The organism is Nostoc foliaceum FACHB-393 (genome assembly GCF_014698505.1).
GTDB classification, from domain to species: domain Bacteria; phylum Cyanobacteriota; class Cyanobacteriia; order Cyanobacteriales; family Nostocaceae; genus Nostoc; species Nostoc foliaceum_A.
In genome coordinates this window covers 316,980-341,418 of the sequence record NZ_JACJTD010000002.1, presented here as the reverse complement: position 1 = coordinate 341,418, position 24,439 = coordinate 316,980, and the positions used below count along the sequence as shown (strand labels likewise).

The following is a 24,439-nucleotide window of genomic DNA, read 5'->3' as shown; positions in this document are numbered from 1 at the left end:
TCGTAATTCGTAATTTACAAAGAGAAGAGTATTAGTTTAATAAATCGATCAAACCAGTTTGTAATAATTTGGTAAAATGTGAGTGAGGGTTTTTAATTAATTTTTCTCGTTGACCATATTCAATAACTTGACCCTGTTCTAAAATTAAAATTTGATTTGTTCTTTCTACAGTCGCTAAACGATGAGCAATAATAATCCCTGTACGCCCAGCTAATAACTTGTCTACAGCCTTTTCAATCAGTTTTTCTGTCACAGGATCGAGGCGAGAAGAGGCTTCGTCTAGAATTACTAAACCAGGGTCTTTGAGAAATACTCTCGTAAATGCCAGTAACTGCGCCTGTCCCGCAGATAAGCCGCTACTATCTGGCCCCAAATTTGTTTCTAAGCCTTTGGGTAATGAGTGCAACCATTCTGACAATCCTAAGATTTCTAAGGTTTCATATATGCGTTCATCACTGATATTCTGGTTAAAAAAGGTGAGATTATTACGGACTGTAGTTTGAAACAGTTGGACATCTTGAGTGACTAATCCCACTTTTTGAGGTAAATCTGTTAAAGGAGTTTGGTTAATCGGCACTCCTCCCAAGCGAATTGAGCCTGATTGGGGGTCATATAACCTAAGTAATAATCGCGCCAAGGAAGACTTACCGCTACCTGTACGTCCCAGTAAACCTAGTAAATGACCAGCAGGTAGATTAAAAGATATATCTTGCAGTACCAAATCCCCAGTCTCTAATTCTCGCTCATTGTAGCCAAATGAGACGTTCTCAAAAGTTACGGAAAGTGCACCTTGAGGAAGTTGCTGTTCGCCTTCTGTACTGAGTTTAGATTTAACTTTGAGTAAATCTTGAATGCGATAAATACTGGCTTCTGCTTGTTGGAGGTCTTCAAATTGGTCGCGAATTTGCTCAATCGGTTCACTAAGTAAATTGGTATAATAGTACAGTAGATATACTGTACCAATAGTAATAATATTTTGGCTCCAAAGGTAAGCACCAACGCTTAAGGCGATCGCAGTCCCTAAAGTAAAGATACCGTTAGTTGTACCCCAAAGAATAGTACTAGCAAAACGTGCTTTGTGAAAGATAGGTAACCAGCCTTGCAAAATTTTGTGGAAGCGGTGCATAACATAGCTTTTGGCTCCATTCGCCCGCACATCTTCCATCCCGGCGATTTGTTCACCGACGAAACCAAAAAAATCGGCACTAATTTGGCGATAACTTCTCCAATGGGGAACGGCAATAGAACGTAGACGAATTAAAGTAGATAATGCTGTTAGAGTAAAAAATGCGATCGCTAAACCAGCACGCCAATCTTCGGCAAATAGAACTACAATCACACCCGACATCAACAGCAAATTACCCAAGATGTAAATGGTAAATTTGGAGAAGAATTGCGACAGAGTGTGAACATCACCGTCTACTCTCTCTAGTAATTCACCGGGTGTAGAGAATTTATGAAAGGATAAGTCTAGTTGCAAGCAATGCTCAACTAAGTCAGCACGTAAGGCGTTGGTGGCTCTCCAAGCAACGTTTTCGCCATAATAGGTTGCAGCAATTGTGATCAGTTGAGTAATTAAAGCTACACCAGTAAATAGTAAGGCGGCGAAGAATAAACTTTGTCCAGAACCACCAGCTACGGCTGTATCGATGAAATAACGGAGAATTTGGGGGTTGACTAATTGTAGTCCGATGCTGGCGAGGAGAGCGATCGCAAATTTGGCAACTCTTCCTTTTTGGGGATTGAGATAGTCTACAAGTAAGTTCCAATATTGCTGTAGTCCAATTTTCATAAAGCTTTAGCTATCAGCAAGCAGTATTTTGGAGACTGGCTTAAGAATAAGGTAAAGGAATTGTGGTAACTGCCATAATGCAATGTATGAGGTGATATGTAATTGTATTGCATAATTTTTAGTAATAATCATTCGGCATTTTCATCAATTAATATAGGAGGAATTTGCACAAAAGTATCAGGTTGCAACAGTTCGCGGATTTTTTCATAAGGAATCCCTCCTTTGCTATTACTAATGTACAGTTCCATAAGTTCAAGTAATGCTGAAGCACTTTCATCAGGTTGAAGATCAACGATGAGATAGGTAGGTTTTTTCGGGCTAGAAATAGCCGCAACACAGCCATGATCACAAGCCCACATACATCCTACAGGCTTAATATCCAGTTCTGATGATGGGCATTTTTCCCTAGATAAAGTGTTTAGTTTCTCTAATAAACGTATACCATCTCTCTGTTGGTTTTCTAATGGTTCTTCATCGGAAGTGTGGCAAGATTTACAAACGAATAGAGTGTGTTTAGGCATCACTATTACTGTTACTCTGCTAAATATTTAAACAAATCATCAAGAATTAGATTGGCAGCGATGTAGCTACCACCATGCCAATAATCATCACCTACCTTATAGACTTTGCCCGACTTAACTGCATTCAGTTTTAGCCACAAGGGATGATTAGTAATGTGTTGATAGTTATTTGCTTGTGCGTGCTGTTGCAGAAAGATCACATCCCCGTCTGCATAGTTAATGCTCTCAAGCGAGATATCCATCCCCTTCTTTTGAGCAGAAGGACGAGGTAAGCCCAAATCCTGAATTACTCTACTACATAGATGTTGCCCTTCTCCTCGAAGGCGAATTCTATCTGCGTAAATCCTCACCAGGGAAACTTCTGTAGTGTAAAGGCGATCGCCTAATGCCTGTCTTAACTTTTCTAGCCTTTGCTGATAATTATTTATGACAATATCAGCCTCCGATGATTTGCCCAATGCTTCAGCGAACGATTGAAAGCATTCCTGCCAACGATAAACGCCGTCATACCATCGGTAGCCAACTGTCGGTGCAATTTGGGACAGTTGATTGTATAAGGTTTCTTGGGCTGCGGCATGGGAGGCAAAAAGAATCATGTCTGGCTTAAGCATCAGAATCTTTTCCAAGTTGGGTTGGTCAGCATCACCAATGCTTCCCACTCCTTGAGTTTGTTTCTGTAAATAAGGGGGGAAATTTCCCAACCAAGCAGCAGCACCTACGGGTTTAAATCCCAAAACAAGGGCGATTTCTAAGCTGATATTGTCTAGTACTACTATTCGTTGTGGGTTAATAGGAACGCAGCTTTCACCCATGAGGTGCTTGACTATTTTGCACTCCGGAGGTTGGAAACTACGAGATTTAGTCAAATTTTGAGAGAAATTGCCAGCGCCAGCAGAAAAAAGAGCGATCGCCAGAAACGTCAACCCAAATAATAACCCAATCACACGACGAATTTTATACATTGAGTAAAGTTGATTTGGTTCAACTTGAAATACTAGACAGTTTAAAACTCCACCGCCAATGTCCCGATAACTGTTAACGGCGCACCTACTTCAATGGAGTTACCAACGTTAGCACCAGATTCAAAATAGGTCACATCAAATAGGTTCTTGATATTAATGCCAGCTCGCCAGTTATTGCGTCGATAGTAAATTGCCGCATCGGTGCGGATATAACTCGGAATAAAATAAGGATCATCTGTATCATCTCCAAACTTTTGATCAACATAAAAGATCCCAAACCCAAAACCAAGTCCTTCTAAAGACCCTTGTTGAAACTCATAGTTAGTCCAAAGACTAGCTGCGTTTCTAGGAACATTGGCAAGACGAGTCCCCGGCGCAATATTTTGATCTTCGGTAATAATTGCATCTGTGTAACCATAGGAAGCAATAATTTTCCAGCCTGGAAGAATTTCGCCTGTAATATCAAACTCAATCCCTCGACTTCTAGCTTCACCAATGGCAACAGAAAAGTCTTCATTATCAGGATCGGTAGTAGGAATGTTAGTCTTGGTGATTTGATAAGCAGCAAGAGTTGCCGCCAGTTTACCATCAAATAACTCACCTTTGATCCCAACTTCATATTGTGTGGCGCGGCTTGGTTCCAAGGGTGAACCATCGGCCGTTAAGTCAAAGTAGTTGGGGTTAAATGATTGTGTGAAGTTAGCATATAGGGAAATTGGGTCAATTGGTTGATAAACAATACCAACACGAGGACTAAATGCTTGCTGACTCTGTTCTGCTAAAAATTCACTAACAGGGTCATCATAGCTAAAGTCTACACTATCGAAACGGCCTCCAATTAAGATTTTCAGATTATCCGTAAATGCAATTTGGTCTTGTAAGAAAATACCAAGTCGGTCTGTGCTGATTATATAATCTTGGGTTAAGTTCAGTTCTAAACGATTGGGGCGAGTGATATCTGGGTAAACTGGATTGAAAATATTGATTGATGGGATAAATCCGTTTGCACTTCTACGGACATTACCATCAGATGTGTTTCTAGTTAAATCAACCCCAAATACAAGAGTATGCTTGACTGAGCCTGTTGTAAATTTGCCGACAACATCTGTTTGTAGTCCATAGCTTTCTTCATAAGTTTCTCGAGAGAAGAAATAACGACCCGAAAGCTCACCTGTGTTCTCATCTAAACTTCTAGCTTCAGATCGATAGTCTAGGTAATCTGTTTTTGAATAACGAAAGGCATTACGAATAGTCCAATCATCATTAAATCGGTGTGAGAGTCGATAGCCAGTAGAAAGATTTTCTTGGCGGAGGAAATCTTGGGGTGTACTTAAGACTAAACGATCACGGGGAATATCCGCTACACCGCCATTTACCTCTATTAATCCCCGATCAAAAGGGCGCTCGTCGTTGAGATAGTCTAAATCTAATGTTATCTCAGTGCGATCGCCAAGCTTGAAATCCACTACAGGTGCAATAAAGAATCGACTGATATCAGTATCAAAATTTCCCCTCCACCTTCTTCCAGTTTCATAAACTGTATTTAGTCTATAAAGTGCAGTTTTATCTGTATTTAGTGGCCCGGAAACATCAAGAGTTGGACGAACGAATCCATCACTGCCTATAGATAATTCAGCTCCATAATAAGGCTCCGCTAAGGGCCTTTTTGTCACCAAATTAACTATACCGCCTGGTTCTAGACTACCAAACAGAATTGAAGCTGGGCCTTTGAGAATTTCAATTCGCTCAAGATTGGCAGTTTCTATTAAACCTTGCTGGTTAAATACTCTAAAACCATCTTGAAATATCTGACTGTCTGACAAACCTGAAACCGAAAAGCCTCGCAGGTTAAATTGTTCCCTAGTATCACCAAAACCACCTTCTTCGGAGTAACCACTAACGTTACGCAAAGCTTCGGGGAGTCGTAGCACCTGCTGATCTTTTAAAACCTGTTGAGGAATTACCTGAATTGATGCAGGAGTGTCTCGAATTGGAGTATCGGTTCTTGTAGCAGTTGAGGCATTTGGTACTTTATATCCATCTTGTTCACCTGTCACTACCAGTTCTATCGGTTCTTCTGTCTGAGCTGATGGTTCATTAGGCTCGGTTTGGGTTTCTGGCTGTGGTGTTGGTTGTACTTCTGGAGTCTGAGAAGTCTGTGGTGTTTGCTGTGGAACCTCTGGAGTCTGGGGAGTTTGGGCGGAAGATGCAACCGATGTCAGACCAAAAATCAGACCTTCATCACTATCAAATAGCTCTACTACTGGTACACCCGCCTCACCAATTACTGTCACCCTGATACTGTTGGCATCAACGTTCGTTACTGTGACTTCAGTGATCCCCGCAACTGGGTTTTCTTGCCGGAACGTATTGCCTCCTGATGGTAAGCGCAGTTGCGATGAAGGAATGTCAGCAATATATGTATTGCCTTGCTCCTTTTGTGTTACTTGCAACTGTTCTCCTCTCGGAGTCTCTAGAATAATTTCCAGTTTGTTGTCGATGGGATTAATCTTAACTCCCGTAACTTCCACAACATTTTGAGAACCTGCTTCACCTGGCGTTGGCGATTGCACTAACTTATCGGCACTGATGAGTGGAGGTTTGATCTCACTCAATTGTGGAATCTCTGTGTTTAGTTTAACTAACTGTACTGGAGTGGAAGAACTCGTACCCGCACCAGTTGATCTGCTGTGGCGCTGCACTTGTTGAGTTGGTATCTCCTCGCTATTAGCTGGAGTTGTTGCTAATACGACAACTGAGCTTGTAAGTAACAGGCTTTGCAGTAATTGCTCTACTTTCATTTTTTGTCTCACACCCAATAGCAAACGTCATGTTGTTTGCAACAACGCTGTAATCTCTTGCAATAAATTTGCATATTTTTTTAACTAATAGTCATTAGCTAAATGCAAATATTTCCTATTCAAAACCAACTGTATTAAGAATACTTATCATAAATACCTGGCTTTGGGCAAGTATCCCAAAAATCTCTGTTCCCATAATCATTGATCATAATGAGCCATGAACGTGCATTTTTTAGCGGAAGATCCTGTCCCAGCAATGGTTATAGATTATTTAGTAATCATATGAGAAGGTAGCTGTTGTTATACGCAGGTGATGAATTAATCATAAAAAGCTTTGTCATCTATCTAAAGATATAAAAATTTAATTAAAAAGTAAACTAATTAAATTTTTGAGGTAATGATAAATACTATTTATTATTTTGGGATTGTAAATTCGGGTAAATTGCATTAAGGTGAGATAGTTAATTGAAAATAAGTTGCAATAAACTACATTGAAATTTGCAGGAAAGCCTAGCGATTTATCCGCATTTACGACAACGGCAATCTGGTAACTGAGTGCGGTCTAACAGAATTCCGCCTTGCGCTATTGGGCGCGATCAAAAATTTTTAGTGTGCTTCAGGGTTTTAAAAGTATAATGGCTCGACCTTTTAATGAATTAGGCGTAGGAGAGGTTTCCCTTAGCTGTTCTACGATTGTTGATCTACTACGTTACAGAGCAATACACCAGCCAGACATAGTTGCTTTCACGTTCCTCCAAGATGGAGAAACGCTAGAAACAACACTGACTTATCAAGATTTAGATAGGTGTTCTCGCGCGATCGCAGCACAACTACAAGCACTAGGATTAAGTGGAGAACGTGCTTTACTGCTGTATCCACCAGGATTAGATTATCTGGTCGCTTTTTTTGGTTGTTTGTACGCCGGCGTAGTAGCTGTACCTGCTTACCCACCGCGCAATCAGCGCAAAGCACCGAGAATAGAAGCGATTGTGGCAGATGCACAAGCGAAAACTGCTCTAACTACAACAGTTCTGCTCCCCACAATCCAATCCCTGCTTGCAGACAAGACCAACTGCGGAAATCTTCAGTGGCTAACAACAGATAACTTAACGCCAGGTATAGAAGATTCTTGGCAAGAACCTTTAATCAATATTAATACTTTAGCTTTTCTACAATATACATCGGGTTCTACTGGCACACCTAAAGGCGTAATGCTTGGTCATGGCAACTTGCTACACAATGCTGCCACGACTTACCAAATCATGGAACATTCTCCCACCAGCAAATTTGTTTCGTGGCTACCCACATACCACGATATGGGACTCATCGGTGGGATATTGCAACCTTTATATGGTGGATTTCCTTGCATCTTAATGCCCCCAACATCTTTTTTACAACGTCCTTATCGCTGGTTGCAGGCTATTTCTAGATACAAAGGCACCACAAGTGGCGGGCCTAATTTTGCCTATGAACAGTGCATTCAAAAGATTACTCCAGAGCAACGCTCATCTCTTGATCTCAGCAGTTGGAGTGTAGCTTTTAATGGTGCGGAACCTATCCGTCAAGATACTCTAGAACGGTTTGCAGAAACTTTTGCCGAGTGTGGCTTTCGTAAAGAAGCTTTTTACCCCTGTTATGGTATGGCAGAGGCAACCCTCATGGTTTCCGGCAGTATCAAAACAGTCTTACCTCGTGTTAAACCTGTTGAAAAATCTGCCTTATCCAAAAATCAGGTCATTGAAGCTATTGCAGAGACTGAAGATAGCCAAAGCTTTGTTAGTTGTGGTCAAAGCATTCCGCAACAGCAAATTGTCATTGCTCATCCAGAGACTTTGACTCGTTGCCAAGCAGATGAAGTCGGGGAAATTTGGGTATCAGGGCCAAGTATTGGCCAAGGTTATTGGAATCGTCTCGAAGAAACAGAGCAAACCTTCCACGCCTATTTAAAAGATACGCAAGAGGGGCCATTTCTACGCACTGGCGACTTAGGCTTTTTGGACAATGGGGAACTCTTTGTTACAGGTAGAGCCAAAGATTTAATTATTATTCGCGGTCGAAATATTTACCCACAGGATATAGAAAGAACTACAGAATGCAGTCATCCATTATTACGTTCTGGTAGTAGTGCAGCCTTTTCTGTAGAAGTCGGTGATGAAGAACAGCTCGTTGTAGTTCAAGAGTTGGAGTTTCGCGCCAAACCAAATATTGATGAAGTAACCGCAGCTATTCGTCAGGCGGTGACTGAAGAACATGAAGTACAAGTCTATGGTGTAGTGCTAATTAAAGGTGGTACAATTCCCAAAACCTCCAGTGGTAAGATTCAACGCCGCGCTACTAAAGCAGATTTTCTGGCAGGTAAGCTGGATATAGTTGGCAGTAGTATCCTCCAAAGTAGCGAAGTCGAAGAAAACGAAAATCGTTTGCAACATGCTGAACTCTTGGCACTTTCCCCCCGCGAGTCTCAGCCATTATTAGAGTCGTATCTTAAAGAGCAAGTGGGGCGGGTGTTGACAATCGCACCCCATGAAGTCAACCCAACACAGTCGTTAAGCAGCTTGGGACTCGATTCTTTAAGAGTTTTTGAGTTAAAAAACCGAATAGAGGCTGACTTAGAAGTTGAGATATCTGTAGCAGACTTCTTTGAAAACTTGAGTACGCGATCGCTCTCTACAAAAATCCTATCTCAACTGATGACAACTTCCACCTCATCAGTATCGATAACTCAAATACAGAGAACTACATCTGCTCATCCTCTATCTTTTGCTCAACAACAACTATGGTTTATTAATCAGTTAGCGCCTAATACTCCTGCATATAATATTCCTATCGTTATTAGCTTAACGGGACACGTCAATGTTGCCGCACTAACCCAAAGCCTGAACGAAATTATCCGCCGCCACGAAGTATTGCGGACAAACTTTATCTTAGATGAAGGCAAACCAGTTCAGGTAATCAATACAGCAGTACAGTTAACTTTGCCAGTTGAGGATGTAACCTCACACGACTGGCAACGTATAGCCTCAGAATTCGCACAACAGCCGTTCGACTTGTCTTGTCAACTACTCTTGGGTGTTAAACTTCTGCGCTTGGGTTATCAAGAATATAAGCTGCTCCTCAACATACATCATATTATTGCTGATGGTTGGTCTATGGGAATTCTCATCCGAGAATTGGCAGAATTGTATGAGGCATTTTCTAATGGCAAACCTTCACCACTTGCTGAATTACCCATCCAGTATTTAGATTTTGCGTCTTGGCAGCGACAGTGGTTGTATGAGCGTATGCAACCCCTATTGACATATTGGCAACAGCAATTAGGTGGTGAACTGCCTATATTGAATTTACCAACAGACCGTCCGCGTAGAAGCTTTGCTTCTTGTCGTCAGACATCGCCAATTCAAACCTTCAAAGGCGCTCAAGCTAAATTAATTTTGCCTCAAACCCTGACTACCGCGCTCAAGAAGCTGAGTCATCAAGAAGGCGTAACTTTGTTTATGACCTTGCTAACAGCCTTCAAAATCTTACTTTATCGGTACACAGGCCAAACAGACATCCTCGTGGGTTCGCCAATTGCCAGCCGCAACCGCAGTGAAATTGATTCATTAATTGGATTATTTGTCAATGTTTTGGTATTGCGTACCGACCTTTCTGGCGAACCCAGTTATAGAGAATTATTAGCACGGGTTAAGTCAACAGCCTTAGCTGGCTATGTTCACCAAGACATGCCATTCGAGAAGTTAGTCGAGGCACTACAACCGACACGAGACCTGAGTTATAACCCACTCTTTCAGGTAATGTTCGTCCTCCAGAATATGCCTCTACCGACCCCAAAATTATCAGATATATCGATAACCACTGAAGAGGGTTATAGTGGGACGGCAAAATTCGATTTAACTCTGTTTATCGAAGATAGAGAGCAAGGATTGCTTGCAACCCTAGAGTACAACACGGATCTGTTTAACGCAGATACTATGACTCGGATGCTGGGGCATTTTCAAACTTTGTTGGAAGGTATAACTGCCAATCTCGATTCTCGTATTGCAGAGATGCCTTTGTTAACGGCAACTGAAAAACAACAGCTAATAGTTGATTGGAATCATACCCAGATAAACTACCCGCTTGAACTCTGTATTCATCAGCTATTTGAGCAGCAGGTAGAACAAACACCAGGTGCTGTAGCAGTAGTCTTTGAAAACCAACAAATAACCTACAGTGAGTTAAACAATCGAGCAAATCAGTTAGCGCACTATTTGCAAAAGCTAGGTGTCAAACCAGAGGTAATTGTTGGTATCTGCATGGAACGCTCACCAGAAATGGTGATTGGACTATTAGCCATTCTGAAAGCCGGAGGTGCTTACCTACCATTAGACCCCAGCTATCCCAAAGAACGTTTAGCTTTGATGTTGACAGATGCACAAGTACCGATGCTAATAGTGCAACAACATCTAGTCAAAAAACTACCGCCACACCAAGCCCAAGTTATCTGTTTAGATACCAACATTTCAAAACTCATTAATCAGCAAACTCAACAAAACCCAGTCAGTGAAGTTAATTCAGAAAACCTAGCTTACGTAATTTATACCTCCGGTTCTACAGGAAAGCCCAAGGGAGTAATGAACACTCACCTTGGTTTATGCAACCGCTTGCTTTGGATGCAAGATGCTTACCAGTTAACAGCAACCGACAGAGTTCTCCAAAAAACACCATTTAGTTTTGATGTTTCTGTTTGGGAATTTTTCTGGCCCTTGTTTACAGGTGCGCGGTTAGTTGTTGCTAAACCACGAGGACATCAAGATACTAATTATCTTGTAGAATTGATTGCCCAGCAGCAAATCACCACACTGCACTTCGTTCCCTCAATGCTGCAAGTCTTCTTAGAAGAACCATCTTTGAATAGATGTAATAACGTAATCAAGCGGGTGATTTGTAGTGGCGAAGCGCTTCCCTTTGAGCTTCAGCAATTATTCTTTGCTCATCTTGATGCAGAACTGCACAATCTTTATGGGCCAACGGAAGCTAGTATTGACGTAACTTTTTGGGCTTGTCAACCGCATAGCAATGAGAAAATTGTTCCTATTGGTCGCCCTATTGCCAATACACAAATATATATATTAGATAGACATTTACAACCTGTTCCTGTTGGTGTTCCGGGTGAATTACACATTGGAGGTGTAGGATTAGCACGAGGCTATTTGCATCAACCAGAGTTAACAAACGAGAAGTTTATTTCCAGTTCTTTAAAATCAGGGAAACGCCTATATAAAACAGGAGATTTAGCACGCTATCGCCGCGATGGAAACATCGAATATTTGGGTAGAATTGACCACCAAGTTAAAATTCGTGGTTTCCGCATTGAACTGGGAGAAATTGAATCGGTTTTAAGACAACATCCACAGGTGCGAGAAGCGATAGTTATTGTCAGAGAAGATATCCCCAATGAACGTCGCTTAGTCGCTTATGTAATTACCCAGAAAAATATTGAAATTTCTATCAATGAATTACGGGATTTTCTTAAGGATAAGTTACCTGAATATATGGTGCCTTCTGCCTATATACTATTAAATGAATTCCCACTTACACCTAATGGAAAAGTAGACCGTCGTGCCTTACCTGTTCCAGAGGGACTGCAACCACAATTAGCTACAACTTATCAGTCTCCTCAATCTCATGTAGAAAAAACTATTGCCCAAGTTTGGCAAGAAGTATTGCATCTAGAGAAAGTCGGTGTAAATGATAATTTCTTTGACCTTGGTGGACATTCATTACTGATAATTCAGGTGAATCATAAACTACGGAATATTTTCAAGCGGGAATTATCGGTTGTTGAGTTGTTTCAAAACCCAACTATTAACTCTTTGGCAAAGTATTTAAATCAAAATCTAGAAGTTCAGGATAATTTTGATCAAATACGCGATCGCGTGCAAAAACAAAGAGCATTGCTGACGAAGCAGACGAAAAGAAAAAATCAGTAGAAGAAGAATTTAGCAGTTGGAACTATATGATAAAAACTGAGCTATCTGGTAATACTATTACCAAAATAATTCAAAATGAGAATCATCAAAATATTTTGCAACTTTCAGTTCAAAATACTTTAGAAGCATTTCAGTCGTTTGGTATTTTGCTCTTTCGAGGGTTTAATGTCAACCATACACAAATGAAAGACTTTGCCGAAAAGTTCAGTTCTAGATTTGTTCTGGATAAAGATAGACCTATCATTGATTCAAGTAATAAATTTGTGACGTTAGTAGACCCAGGAATGCACTATGTAAGTCCTCATTGTGAAAATGCTAATTCTCCTTTCCGTCCTGATTTAGTATGGTTTTGTTGTGCTGTGCCTGCATCCCAAGGAGGTGAAACTTTATTTTGGGATGGTGTTCAAGTATGGCAGAATCTAAGTGAAGAATTAAGACAATTATTTATTTCTCAGAAAATTAGATTTTTGCAAAAATTTCCGGTTACTGACTGGAAGCGTTTTCTCGGAACTGGTGCAACCATAGCTGATGTCAAGAGAACTTTGAATAATATTGAAGGTTTAAATTATCAAATAAATTCCGATCAATCTGTTTCTATTGAATATTGTTGCTCGGCTGTGGTAAAAACAAAATATGGTAATCAAAATGCATTTGCTAACAGCCTAATTGCCGAGTATAAAAATCCTAGAGGAGCAGTAACTTTTGAAGACGGTTCACCGATTCCGGTGATAGCTATTAACCAAGTTAACGAAGTTATGAACAGGTTGACTGGGATAATACCGTGGCAAGTAGGTGATTTAGTGATGATTGATAATTCAAGATTTTTACACGGGCGTAGGTCTTTTGCTGATACCAATAGACGGATTTTTTCTTTACTAAGTTATCTGAAATAATTAGTCACAATGTGAATATTCAAAGTGACGCAGTAGAAATTAGTATAATTTCGCTAAGGTTAAATAACCCTAAAAAGAAGAAAAATGGGTAGTTCAGAAGTATACGAATCAATAGATAGAATAGCCATTATTGGCATGGCAGGTCGTTTCCCAGGAGCCAACGATATTGATGAATATTGGCAAAAATTACAAGATGGCATAGAGTCAATTTCTGCGTTTACACATGAAGATCTATTAGCAGCGGGTATAGAACCAGCTTGGCTGAACGATCGCAATTATGTTAAAGCGGGTGGTGTATTAGAAGATATTGATTTATTTGATGCTTCTTTCTTTGATATGAACCCGAAAGAAGCAGAAGTCACAGACCCACAACACCGTATTTTTCTGGAATCTGCTTGGAAAGCTTTAGAAAGTGCTGGCTATGACTCTACTAAGTGTGAAAGTCGCATTGGAGTTTACGCAGGTGCTAGCCTAAATAACTATTTATCTTTTAATTTAAATAATGACCAAGTAGGGTCAGCGAAATCTTATCAAAAACTAATTGGGAATGATAAAGATTTTCTGACAACCCGCGTTTCATATAAATTAAATCTCACAGGCCCAAGCATTACAATTCAAACTGCTTGTTCTACCTCATTAGTCGCAATCACTCTTGCTTGCCAAAGTTTACTAAATTATCAATGTGATATGGCTGTGGCAGGAGGAGTTTCGATTCGAGTCCCACAAAAAACAGGTTACTTGTATGAAGAAGGAGGAACATTATCTTCTGATGGGCATTGCCGCGCCTTTGATGCTAAAGCCCAAGGAATAGTTGTTGGTAATGGTGTGGGAGTTGTAATCCTCAAGCGGCTATCTGAAGCGATCGCTGATGGTGATTGCATTCATGCTGTGATTAAAGGTGCAGCCATCAACAACGACGGTTCTGGAAAAGTGGGTTATACAGCCCCTAGCGTTGATGGTCAAGCCGAGGCGATCGCAGAAGCGATTATGTTCGCCGATACTGAGCCAGAGACAATTAGCTATATTGAAGCGCATGGTACTGGTACAGCTTTAGGCGATCCCATTGAAGTTGCTGCACTAACCAAAGTTTTTCGCGCCAGCACCGAGAAAAAGAATTTCTGTGCCATTGGTTCAGTCAAAACAAATATCGGTCATCTAGATGCAGCTGCTGGAGTGGCTGGGTTAATCAAAACTGTTCTTGCCCTCAAACACAAACAGATCCCACCCAGCTTAAATTTTGAGCAACCCAATCCCCAAATTGATTTCCCAAACAGTCCCTTTTATGTCAATACAAAACTGACAGAATGGCAGGCGGGATTCACTCCTCGTCGGGCTGGTGTAAGTTCTTTAGGTATGGGCGGCACTAATGCCCATGTAATTATAGAAGAAGCACCAGCATTACCAGCCTCTAGCCCTTCTCGTCCGTGGCAGTTATTGGTACTCTCTGCGAAAACTGAGTCTGCATTAGAAACTGCTACCCAAAATCTAGGAGAATATCTTACACAACATCCTGAGTTAAACCTAGCGGATGTCGCTTATACCCTGCATTTGGGGCGTAGAGAGTTTAATCATCGTCGCGTATTGGTGTGTCAACATATCCAGGATGCAATCAACATCTTGAAGCAGCAAGGCTCACAAAGAATTTTTACTTCCTTTGAGGAAAACAGCAATCGCCCCATCGCCTTCATGTTTCCTGGACAAGGTGCCCAATATGTGGATATGGGTAAAGAACTTTACCAGAATGAGGCAATATTTCGTGAGCAGGTAGATCGCTGTTGTCTATTGCTCATCCCCTATTTAGGATTAGATTTACGTTCAGTAATTTATCCCAACGACTCCCAAACAGCCGCAGCAGAAAAGCTCAAACAAACTCGCCTCGCTCAACCTGCACTGTTTGTGATTGAGTATGCTTTAGCCCAGTTGTGGATAACATGGGGCATTTCTCCAGAGTCCATGATTGGTCATAGTATTGGAGAATACGTGGCTGCTTGCCTAGCTGGCGTTATGTCTCTTGAAGATGCTTTAGCTTTAGTTGCCATACGTGGGCAATTAATGCAGCAATTGCCTTCAGGAACAATGCTTGCAGTTCCTTTACCGGAAGCAGAAATTAAACCTCTACTGAACGAAAACTTATCTCTGGCTGCCATCAACGCACCAAATTCATGCGTAGTTTCGGGAACCCATGAAGCTGTAGATGCAATTGAGCAACAACTTACTGCTCAAGGTGTAGAATGTCGCCGTCTGCATACTTCCCATGCCTTTCATTCTCAGATGATGGAGCCTATTTTGGAGTCATTCATCCAAGAAGTTAAAAAAGTAAAACTTAATCCGCCCCAGATTCCTTTTATCTCCAACGTCACGGGAACTTGGATTACCGCAGCAGATGCGACAGATCCAAATTATTGGGCAAGGCATTTGCGGCAAAGCGTGGACTTTGCAGCAGGCATATCTACATTACAGCAAGAGCCAAATCGCATTCTCCTAGAGGTAGGGCCGGGGCGTACTTTGTGTACCTTAGCTAAACAGCATTCAGCACGGACTACTGAGCAGTTAATACTCTCTTCATTACGACATACTAAGGAAGAACAAACAGATATAGCGTTCTTGCTGAATAGATTGGGTCGTCTTTGGCTAGCAGGAGCCTCAGTAAACTGGACTAACTTTTATACTGATGAGCGCCGTCACCGCATACCTTTACCGACATATCCATTTGAACGCCAGCGTTACTGGATTGAACCGCAAAAACAATCTAGCAATTCTGCTTTAGCAAACCACAAAAAGCCAAATGTTGCAGACTGGTTCTATGTCCCAGTTTGGAAACAAGCGATCGCACCGCAAGTTCTCCAATCTAGAGAACAGGTGCTAATCTTTGCCGATACTCGCATCGGCGTAGAAATGGCAAAATGCCTAGAAGATGGTGGTCATAATGTAATCACTGTGGTGCAGGGAGAGCAGTTTAGCCAACTGAGCGATCGCAAATACACAATCAATCCCCAGCAGCCTGAAGATTACGATGCCTTAATTGCACAGTTGCAGACACAGGGTCAAATTCCAGATGCGATCGCCCATTTATGGAGCCTCACACCAAACGACCAGACACAAACAACAATTGAGTTTTTTGACAATTGTCAAAATCTTGGTTTCTACAGTCTACTGTTTCTGGCACAATCCTTCAGCAAACAAGATATTACTCAGCCTATAGATATTTTAGTTGTCACTAATAATATCTACGATTTGACAGGTTTTGAAAGTTTAAATCCAGAAAAAGCAACTGTGCAAGGAATATGTAAAGTCATTCCTCAGCAGTATTCCAATATTACCTGTCGCAGTATTGATGTTGTCATTCCCGCAGCCAAATCACTTCTAGAAAACCAATTAATAGACCAACTTTTAATAGAGTTGAGTGCTAAATCCGCTGACACAGTAGTTGCTTACCGTGGTAATCATCGCTGGTTACAAACATTTGAAGCGATTCATAGTGATGAGACTACAAGTAGATTACGAGAGCAAGGAGTATACCTGATAACTGGTGGATTGGGAGGTATAGGTCTGGAAATAGCCGAATACCTAGCTCAGACAGCCAGAGCCAAACTGATTCTCATAGGGTATTCAGCTTTGCCTGCGCGAGATGAATGGAATGAATGGCTGAAAACTCATGATGAACAAGATAAATTCAGCCGCAAGATACTAAAAGTACAGGAACTAGAACAACTGGGTGCAGAGGTTCTGATTCAAAATGCTGATATTGCTAATGAAACACAAATGCAAGCAGTTATGGCTAAGGCTGTTCAGCATTTTGGTCAGATTCATGGTGTCATTCATGCTGCTGGCATCAAGTTATTTAAAACTATTCCAGAAATCACTAGAAACGAATGTGAACAACAATTGAGAGCCAATGGATATGGACTGTTTGTATTAGAAAAAGTTTTGCAAGGGATAGAACTTGATTTCTGTGTATTGATATCTTCCTTATCATCTGTATTAGGTGCATTGGGCATGGCAGCTTACCCAGCCGCGCACCTCTTTACTGATGCTTTTATTTGTAAGCACAACCAAACAAGTTGTACACCGTGGATAGCTGTGAACTGGGACAACTGGTTAACCAGCCAATTAGCTGCTGAATTAGCCACAAAACCAGAAATTTCTACGGAATTATTCATGAATAATCAAGAAGGAGTAGAAGTATTTGAACGCATTTTATCCCTCAAGAAAATCAATCAAATAGTTGTTTCTACAACCGATCTTGAAACTAGAATTAAAAAGTGGATTAAGTCTAGAGAACCTGGAAATCAAGTAAATTTATTATCATTCCATTCCAGACCCAACTTACTCAACACCTATGTTGCTCCTAGAAATGAAGTTGAACAAATCATTGCTAACATCTGGCAAGAAGTTTTAGGAATTGAACAGGTAGGTATTGACGATAACTTTTTAGAGTTAGGTGGTGATTCTCTCCTCAGCATTCAAATTACTGCTAGAGCCAACAAAGCAGGCCTGCGGATTACTAATCAGCATCTATTTGAATACCCAACGATCGCACAGTTAGCTGAAATCGCCAACAGAACTCAGACTGTCTGTAGCGAACAGGGATTAGTGCAAGGAGAACTTCCTTTGACACCTATTCAGCACTGGTTTTTTGAACAGAATTTACTTGACCCGCATCATTGGAACCAGACAGTTTTGCTAGAGGTACAACAAACTCTCGACCCAATACTTTTAGAGCAGGTAGTTCAAAAGTTGCTTGAACACCACGATGCGTTACGTTTGCGTTTTGTACCCGAAGAATCTATGTGGAAACAGATAAATTTCGGTCTTGACACAGTTGTGCCATTCTCACACGTAGATTTATCGGCGCTGTCACCGCATTTGCAAGAGCAGGCTTTTGAGGAGGCTGCAATAGAATTGCAAGCATCGCTGAATTTAGCGTCAAAACCGCTTGTACAAGTTGCCCTCTTTCACATGGGTACACACCAACCAAGCCGTCTGCTGATTGTTGCCCATCATTTAGCTGTAGATATTGGTTCTTGGCGGATTTTACTTGAGGATTTAGAAACAGCATACCAACAACTTAGTCAAGAGAAAGTGGTTAAACTACCACCAAAGACAACCTCATTCAAACAGTGGTCTTCAAGGCTAATTGAATATGCACAGTCAATAGAGTTGGAACGAGAGCAGGTGTATTGGCTGGCAGCTGAGCGCGACTGGGTATCACCACTGCCGGTAGATTATCCAGATGGCGCTAACATCGTGGCATCGGCTCGGACTGTATCGGTAAAATTAAGTGTCGAACAAACCCAGGCACTGCGAGAAGAAATAACAGCAGCTTATCGAGTACAAATGGATGATGTGCTGCTGGCTGCCCTAGTACAAGCAATGACCAAGTGGACTGGAACATCCTCACTGCTGGTTGACTTAGAAGGTAATGGCAGAGAAGTAATTTTTGATGATGTCGATTTATCAAGGACGGTGGGATGGTTTACTAACATTGCCCCTGTGCTGTTGGAAATTGGAGAAATTTCGCCAGTAGGGGAAGCATTGAAAGTGATTAAAGAGCAACTGCGGAGTTTTCCGAATCAAGGGCTGGGTTATGGCGTGCTGCGCCATTTGAGTACAGATACATTAATTACAGAAAAATTGCGATCGCTACAGCCAGCAGAAGTAATTTTCCTCTACCTTGGTAATCTTGAGCAAACTTTACCTCAATCTTCTTTGTTTAAGCTATCCCAAAATTCTAGTGGCTCACCCCGTAGCCCGCGTGGAAAACGGAGCCATCTGCTAGAAGTTAATGCTTCGATTGTTCATGACCAAATTGTTGTCGATTTAATCTATAGCGAAAATATTCATCGACGAGAAACAATCGAGAAATTAGCTGATGAGTTGGTCACAACCCTACAAGCACTCATTACTAACCGCCAGCCTGACTCAGTAGAAAACTTAACACCTTCTGATTTTGCAGAGTTTAAATCTAGTCAGTGGAGTCAAGCCGACCTCGACAATATTTTGGCTGCCCTCAATCAATCTGAAGGTTTGACAGCGTATTCAGAACAAAAGTAGTAACTCCTGACATAGATAGTATTGGCAGATTATGACATTTACAAGAGTGATATGACTTTACAATTACCTATTTATTTCTATCAGACAATTTGGTTTAGTTTTGCGATTATTACGTTGATTATTGGTACACGCTTACTCATATTTATGCTAATGAGGATGTGGCGTAAGCAAAAATATAAGTTGGTATGGACGCCAATTTCTTCTATCGAACGTCGCAGTAACTTATCGTATGATGAGTTTTTCCGGGAGTATTCGTCTGTTGGCAAGCCTGTGATCATCACTGACGCGATGAAAGATTGGCCTGCCTCAACGAAATGGACTTTGGATTTCTTCAATTCAGAGTGTGGCTCCCTCAAAGCTAGCGTTAGAGAAGACGGTGATTATAAAAAGCAGCTACAGATTACTATTGGAGATTACATTGATTATTTGACTGCTGATGAGCGCAGCAAAACACTGTATTTATTTGACTTTCATCCTTATAATTATCCTCAGCTTTACAATGACTACAAAGTTCCAGTTTACTTTCCTAATTGGTTTGATAGACTACCCAAGAAGTTTCAAGAAAAATATGATTACCCGTTAGACTACATCATGATAGGTGGCAAAGGTTGTTCAATAGGTCTTCACGTTGATGGTGGATACACCTATGCATGGCTAGCATTAATTTCTGGTAAGAAAAGATGTGCCTTATTTACACCCGATCAAACAGAGTTTTTGTATAATGGCAAAGTTGATGTCTTCAACCCAGATTTAGAAAAGTTTCCGCTCTATGCTAAAGTTAAGCCCGTGGAAACTATATTAGAACCGGGAGAAATACTTTACATTCCAACTCGTTGGTGGCATCAAGTAGAGACCCTTGAAGATAGCATTGCTTTAAGCCACAATACAATAAATGAATTTAACGCAGAATTGTGTTTCCAAGATATTTATAAACACAGTCCAATAAATAGTTATATTTTACCATTGGCTTTGGAATTTCCGTTGGTTACCAAGTCTTTATTTGCTCTTAATTTTTTTCAAAAGCGTACTTGATAACTTTCCAAGTATTTATTTAAAAATTTTACATTTAAACAAAAATTATCTTTTAGAAAACTAAATAACTAGCCATCATGAACTGGGCACACTAGAAGCTGAAGTTTGACAGTGAATTAAAAACTATTTCTCTCTCAAGGATTTTTACCAATGAAAATAAAAAGCGATCGCCAAATATTTTTGAAGAATCTACCTCATCAATTAAAGTCATTTATCTACCGTAAGGATTTAACCAAGTTGCTACCTCTTTATAACAGCAAATGGAATCCTCACATATATGGTCAACATTACCAACATCACTTTGCCCCTTTGAGAACCAAAAAATTGAAGATTTTGGAAATTGGTGTAGGTGGCTATGATGATCCTCTATCTGGAGGAGATTCTTTAAGAATGTGGAAGACTTATTTTCCTAACAGTATGATTTACGGTTTAGATATCGTAGATAAAAGCTCTTTAGAAGAAGACCGGATCAAAATATTTCAGGGTAGCCAAGTTGATGAAGTGCTTTTAAAAAAGCTTGTCTCTGAAACTGGTAAACTAGACATTATTATTGATGATGGTAGTCATCGCAATGACCATGTAATTCAAACTTTTAAAATTCTGTTCCCAGAATTAAATGATGGTGGCATTTACGTAGTAGAGGATACACATACTTCTTATATACCCAGTTACGAAAATTGGTCAAAGTTTTCTAGCGATGCTTTTCCTCCTCATTGGGCAGAATATGGAGGCAGCTTGGATTTATATGATTCTAAAACAATGATCAATTTTTTTAAAAGACTGGTTGATTGCCTCAGTCATCAGGAGTTTATACATCCAGGTTATACACCTAATTATTTTGACCAGCATATTGTGGCAATACACTTTTACCGTAATCAAGTTTTTATCCATAAAGGAGATAATACAGCACCAGGTAACGCAGTTAAAGATAACGTACTTAGGGCAGAATTTTTAAAAGAAATTGGGATAAAATCAATGGATGAATTAGGGTTAGAATTCTCTAATATTGACGATCCAACAAAGTGATTAAATAAACATTAGATTCCTGCTAAAACTTTCTGCATCTGGCGCAGTTCATCACCTACCTAAAAGTTATTTTTAAGTCCAGTGAATGGAGCCAATACTCACTCTAAAATTTCTACAGCGCCATGAAAAATATTGAAGACTTTTATCCGCTTTCACCGATGCAACAGGGCATACTCTTCCATGCCCTTTATACTCCAAAATCTGGGGTTTATTGCGAACAATTTAGCTGTAATATCCACGGACATTTAAATATTTCACTATTTAAGCAAGCTTGGCAGCAACTCGTAGAGCGTCACCAAATTTTACGTACTTCCTTTATTTGGGAAGGACTTAAAGAACCCGCACAAGTGGTACATAAGCAAGTTGCGCTGCCTTGGGAGCAACAGGATTGGCAGGGTTTAACGAACGTCGCCCAGCAAGAACGAATGGAGGATTTTCTCAAAGTAGAACGAGAGCGAGGCTTTGAACTTTCTCAACCACCGCTAATGCGCTTGAGTGTGATTCAGTTAGGCGAAAATGACTACCGTTTTATCTGGAGCCATCATCACTTACTGCTGGATGGATGGTCTTCTTCCCTACTCCTCAATGAAGTCTTTGCCCTTTACAAAGGATTCACTCAAGGTGAAAACTTATCTCTAGAGCGCCCTCGTCCTTTCCGTGATTACATAGCTTGGTTGCAACAGCAAAACCTAGCAGATGCCGAGATATTTTGGCGGCAAAGGCTTAAAGGTTTTTCCACATTAAATTCTTTTAGGGTAGACCGGAAAACTGATAGCTTGGTTAGTCAAAGCAATAACTATGACACACAACACGTCCGGTTATCAGAGAAAGAAACTTCTGCATTGCAACAGTTTGCTCGACAGCAACAGCTTACACTCAACACCTTATTACAGGGCGCATGGGCTATCCTCCTGAGTCGTTATAGTGGCGAACACGATGTCAACTTTGGAGCCATTGTTTCTGGCCGTCCGCCAACTTTAGCTGGAACTGAATCGATGGTGGGGTTGTTTATCAATACTCTGCCAATGCGAGTGTGCATTCATCCAGAAGAGTCTCTCTTACCTTGGCTAAAGAGCCTGCAAACAGAGCAGATTGAGGCACGTCAGTATGAGTACAGTCCACTAGTAAAGGTGCTTGGGTGGAGTGATATGCCTAATGGGTTGCCCTTGTTTGAGAGTATTTTAAACTTTCAGGACTACCCAACAGATTTTTTTGCACAACAGCAGTTTGACAACCTGCAAATTTCCAATTTTTGCAATTTTGCTCATACCCATTATCCGCTCACAGTATCAGTAGAAGTGGATTCACAGTTATTACTAGAAATTGAATACGATCGCCAGCGCTTCGACTCAGCTACAATAACTCGAATGCTGGAACATCTCCAGACTTTACTTGCGGGTATGGTCGCAAATCCGAATCAGCGACTTGCTGACTTACCGTTACTGACTGCACAAGAGCGTCATCAATTACTGGTAGAGTGGAATAACACTCAAGCTGATTACTCTCAAATCTGCATTCATCAGCTATTTGAGGCACAGGTAGAACGTACACCTGACGCTGTGGCAGTGGTTTTTGAGCAAGCACAACTGACCTACAGAGAACTAAATCAACGTGCGAATCAGCTAGCAAATTACCTGCAAAAACAAGGAGTTGGGCCAGAAGTACTTGTGGGGATTTGCGTAGAGCGATCGCTGGATATGATAATAGGTCTATTAGGCATCCTCAAAGCTGGTGGAGCTTACGTTCCTCTCGATCCAACTTATCCTCAAGAACGCTTGACCTTCATGTTGAAGGATACGCAAGTTTCAATCATCTTAACGCAGCAATCATTGCTGGCTGTACTCCCTGAACATCAGCAACAAGTAGTGTCATTAGATACAGACTGGTCAGTTATTGCTCAAGAAAGTTGGGAAAACTTGGTAACTCAGACTCAACTTGATAATCTCGCCTACATTATTTATACATCCGGCTCTACTGGTACACCTAAGGGTGTAATGATTGAACATCGCTCCTTAGTCAACTATATTGAAACTGCTTGTTTAGAGTATCAGATCAAACCGAGCGATCGCATTTTGCAATTTGCCTCAATCAGCTTTGATGCCGCAGCCGAAGAAATTTTTCCCTGTTTAGTACAAGGTGCAACTTTAGTGTTGCGTACTGATGAAATGTTGAGTTCCATAGCAGAGTTTGTGCAACAATCTCGGCATTTGGGATTAACAGTACTTGACCTACCCACCGCTTTCTGGCATCAACTGACAGCCGAAATATCTACTGCAAATTTGCCATTACCCGAAACACTACGATTAGTAATTATTGGTGGCGAACGCGCTGAATATTCTTATCTAGAAATTTGGCAGCAATATGTAAGTCAACAAGTGCGCCTCGTTAATAGTTATGGCCCCACAGAATCAACGATTGTCGCAACGCATTGCGATTTATCTGGGCCCATAGCTGTTAAATCATTTGGGCGAGAATTGCCCATCGGCAAGGTAATTCAGAACGCTCAAACCTATGTGCTTGACTCCAATTTACAACTTACTCCGGTAGGCGTTCCAGGCGAACTTTACATCGGAGGGGTAGGTGTGGCACGAGGCTACCTCAACCAACCAGAACGCACAGCTTTAGCATTCATATCTAATCCTTTTGAGAAGGCAGAAGGAAGTCGTCTTTATAAAACGGGTGACTTGGTTCGTTACCTCCCAGATGGAAAGCTGCAATTTCTAGGGCGGATCGACAACCAAGTAAAAATTCGTGGTTTCCGCATCGAACTTGGAGAAATTGAAGCGGCATTAACACAATATTCAGCAGTGCAGCAGGCTGTAGTGATAGCACAAGCAGATGAGCGGGTTCACAACTATTTAGTGGCTTATGTTCTTCCTAACCAAGAACAAACACCCACAATTACTGAACTGCGGCATTTCTTGGAAGATAAATTACCGAATTACATGATGCCTTCAGTATTCATTTTCTTGCAGGAAATACCACTTTTACCTAATGGCAAACTGAACCGTAATGCGCTACCGACACCAGATAATTTACGCCCACAATTGGCAGTTGATTATGTGATGCCAAAAACAGAGCGTGAACAAGCCATTGCTAATATTTGGCAGCAGGTATTGAATGTAGAAAAAATCGGTATCCACGATAATTTTTTTGAATTAGGTGGGAATTCATTGCTAATGCTTCAGATTCATAGCCAATTGCGTAAGGTATTGTCGTTAGAATTATCCTTGCCGGAAATGTTTAAATATCCTACTATCAATTCATTAATAGATTATTTTAGTCAAGCCAATAATAAAGTTTCTTATTCTGAACGAACTGAAAAGCTAACAGAAGGTAAGCAAAGACTCGAACAACGTCTTAAACAAAGACAAAAATCTTAAACT

Annotated in this window: 10 protein-coding genes; 6 read left to right on the top strand and 4 right to left on the bottom strand. The window is 40.9% G+C overall.

The window, feature by feature from the left end; all coding sequences use genetic code 11:
• Nucleotides 1-31: 31 nt before the first annotated feature.
• The 4 genes from H6G92_RS03095 to H6G92_RS03080 all read right to left on the bottom strand — a co-directional run bounded on the left by H6G92_RS03095 (nt 32) and on the right by H6G92_RS03080 (nt 6,076).
• The gene (locus H6G92_RS03095) at nt 32-1,792 is read right to left on the bottom strand and encodes an ABC transporter ATP-binding protein (RefSeq protein ID WP_190890610.1); all 1,761 of its coding nucleotides are present in this window, start codon (nt 1,790-1,792) and stop codon (nt 32-34) included.
• A gap of 128 nt (nt 1,793-1,920) precedes the next feature.
• Complete coding sequence (locus tag H6G92_RS03090) at nt 1,921-2,313, bottom strand: DUF1636 family protein (RefSeq protein WP_190890607.1); 393 nt, start codon at nt 2,311-2,313, stop codon at nt 1,921-1,923.
• Nucleotides 2,314-2,324: 11 nt separating this feature from the next.
• The gene (locus H6G92_RS03085; RefSeq protein ID WP_190890604.1) at nt 2,325-3,275 is read right to left on the bottom strand and encodes an iron-siderophore ABC transporter substrate-binding protein; all 951 of its coding nucleotides are present in this window, start codon (nt 3,273-3,275) and stop codon (nt 2,325-2,327) included.
• 41 nt (nt 3,276-3,316) lie between these two features.
• Nucleotides 3,317-6,076, bottom strand: a complete 2,760-nt coding sequence (locus H6G92_RS03080) for a TonB-dependent siderophore receptor (protein WP_190890601.1) — start codon at nt 6,074-6,076, stop codon at nt 3,317-3,319.
• A gap of 635 nt (nt 6,077-6,711) precedes the next feature.
• On the opposite strand from H6G92_RS03080, the gene H6G92_RS03075 reads away from it, so the two are divergent.
• From H6G92_RS03075 to H6G92_RS03050, 6 genes are all read left to right on the top strand, one after another.
• A complete protein-coding gene (locus H6G92_RS03075; protein ID WP_190890599.1) occupies nt 6,712-12,048 on the top strand; it encodes a non-ribosomal peptide synthetase in 5,337 nt (1,778 codons plus the stop codon).
• Between the two features lie 26 nt (nt 12,049-12,074).
• On the top strand, nt 12,075-12,941 hold the full coding sequence (locus tag H6G92_RS03070) for a TauD/TfdA family dioxygenase (RefSeq protein WP_190890597.1): 867 nt from the start codon (nt 12,075-12,077) through the stop codon (nt 12,939-12,941).
• Between the two features lie 84 nt (nt 12,942-13,025).
• Nucleotides 13,026-18,995 (top strand): type I polyketide synthase, encoded by a 5,970-nt coding sequence (locus H6G92_RS03065; protein ID WP_190890594.1) that lies wholly within the window; start codon nt 13,026-13,028, stop codon nt 18,993-18,995.
• Between the two features lie 51 nt (nt 18,996-19,046).
• Entirely contained in the window at nt 19,047-20,027 is a 981-nt protein-coding gene (locus H6G92_RS03060; RefSeq protein WP_190890592.1) for a cupin-like domain-containing protein, read from the top strand.
• A gap of 150 nt (nt 20,028-20,177) precedes the next feature.
• Complete coding sequence (locus H6G92_RS03055; protein WP_190890590.1) at nt 20,178-21,053, top strand: class I SAM-dependent methyltransferase; 876 nt, start codon at nt 20,178-20,180, stop codon at nt 21,051-21,053.
• 122 nt (nt 21,054-21,175) lie between these two features.
• Nucleotides 21,176-24,436: a non-ribosomal peptide synthetase gene (locus tag H6G92_RS03050; protein WP_190890587.1), complete on the top strand. Its 3,261-nt coding sequence runs from the start codon at nt 21,176-21,178 to the stop codon at nt 24,434-24,436.
• Nucleotides 24,437-24,439: the final 3 nt, after the last annotated feature.

What these genes read in the sequence shown, in the direction of transcription:
- H6G92_RS03075 (WP_190890599.1), top strand. Translation starts at nt 6,712, where the DNA reads ATGGCTCGACCTTTTAATGAATTAGGCGTAGGAGAGGTTTCCCTTAGC.
- H6G92_RS03085 (WP_190890604.1), bottom strand. Translation starts at nt 3,275, where the DNA reads ATGTATAAAATTCGTCGTGTGATTGGGTTATTATTTGGGTTGACGTTT.
- H6G92_RS03080 (WP_190890601.1), bottom strand. Translation starts at nt 6,076, where the DNA reads ATGAAAGTAGAGCAATTACTGCAAAGCCTGTTACTTACAAGCTCAGTT.
- H6G92_RS03060 (WP_190890592.1), top strand. Translation starts at nt 19,047, where the DNA reads ATGACTTTACAATTACCTATTTATTTCTATCAGACAATTTGGTTTAGT.
- H6G92_RS03090 (WP_190890607.1), bottom strand. Translation starts at nt 2,313, where the DNA reads ATGCCTAAACACACTCTATTCGTTTGTAAATCTTGCCACACTTCCGAT.
- H6G92_RS03050 (WP_190890587.1), top strand. Translation starts at nt 21,176, where the DNA reads ATGAAAAATATTGAAGACTTTTATCCGCTTTCACCGATGCAACAGGGC.
- H6G92_RS03095 (WP_190890610.1), bottom strand. Translation starts at nt 1,792, where the DNA reads ATGAAAATTGGACTACAGCAATATTGGAACTTACTTGTAGACTATCTC.
- H6G92_RS03065 (WP_190890594.1), top strand. Translation starts at nt 13,026, where the DNA reads ATGGGTAGTTCAGAAGTATACGAATCAATAGATAGAATAGCCATTATT.
- H6G92_RS03055 (WP_190890590.1), top strand. Translation starts at nt 20,178, where the DNA reads ATGAAAATAAAAAGCGATCGCCAAATATTTTTGAAGAATCTACCTCAT.
- H6G92_RS03070 (WP_190890597.1), top strand. Translation starts at nt 12,075, where the DNA reads ATGATAAAAACTGAGCTATCTGGTAATACTATTACCAAAATAATTCAA.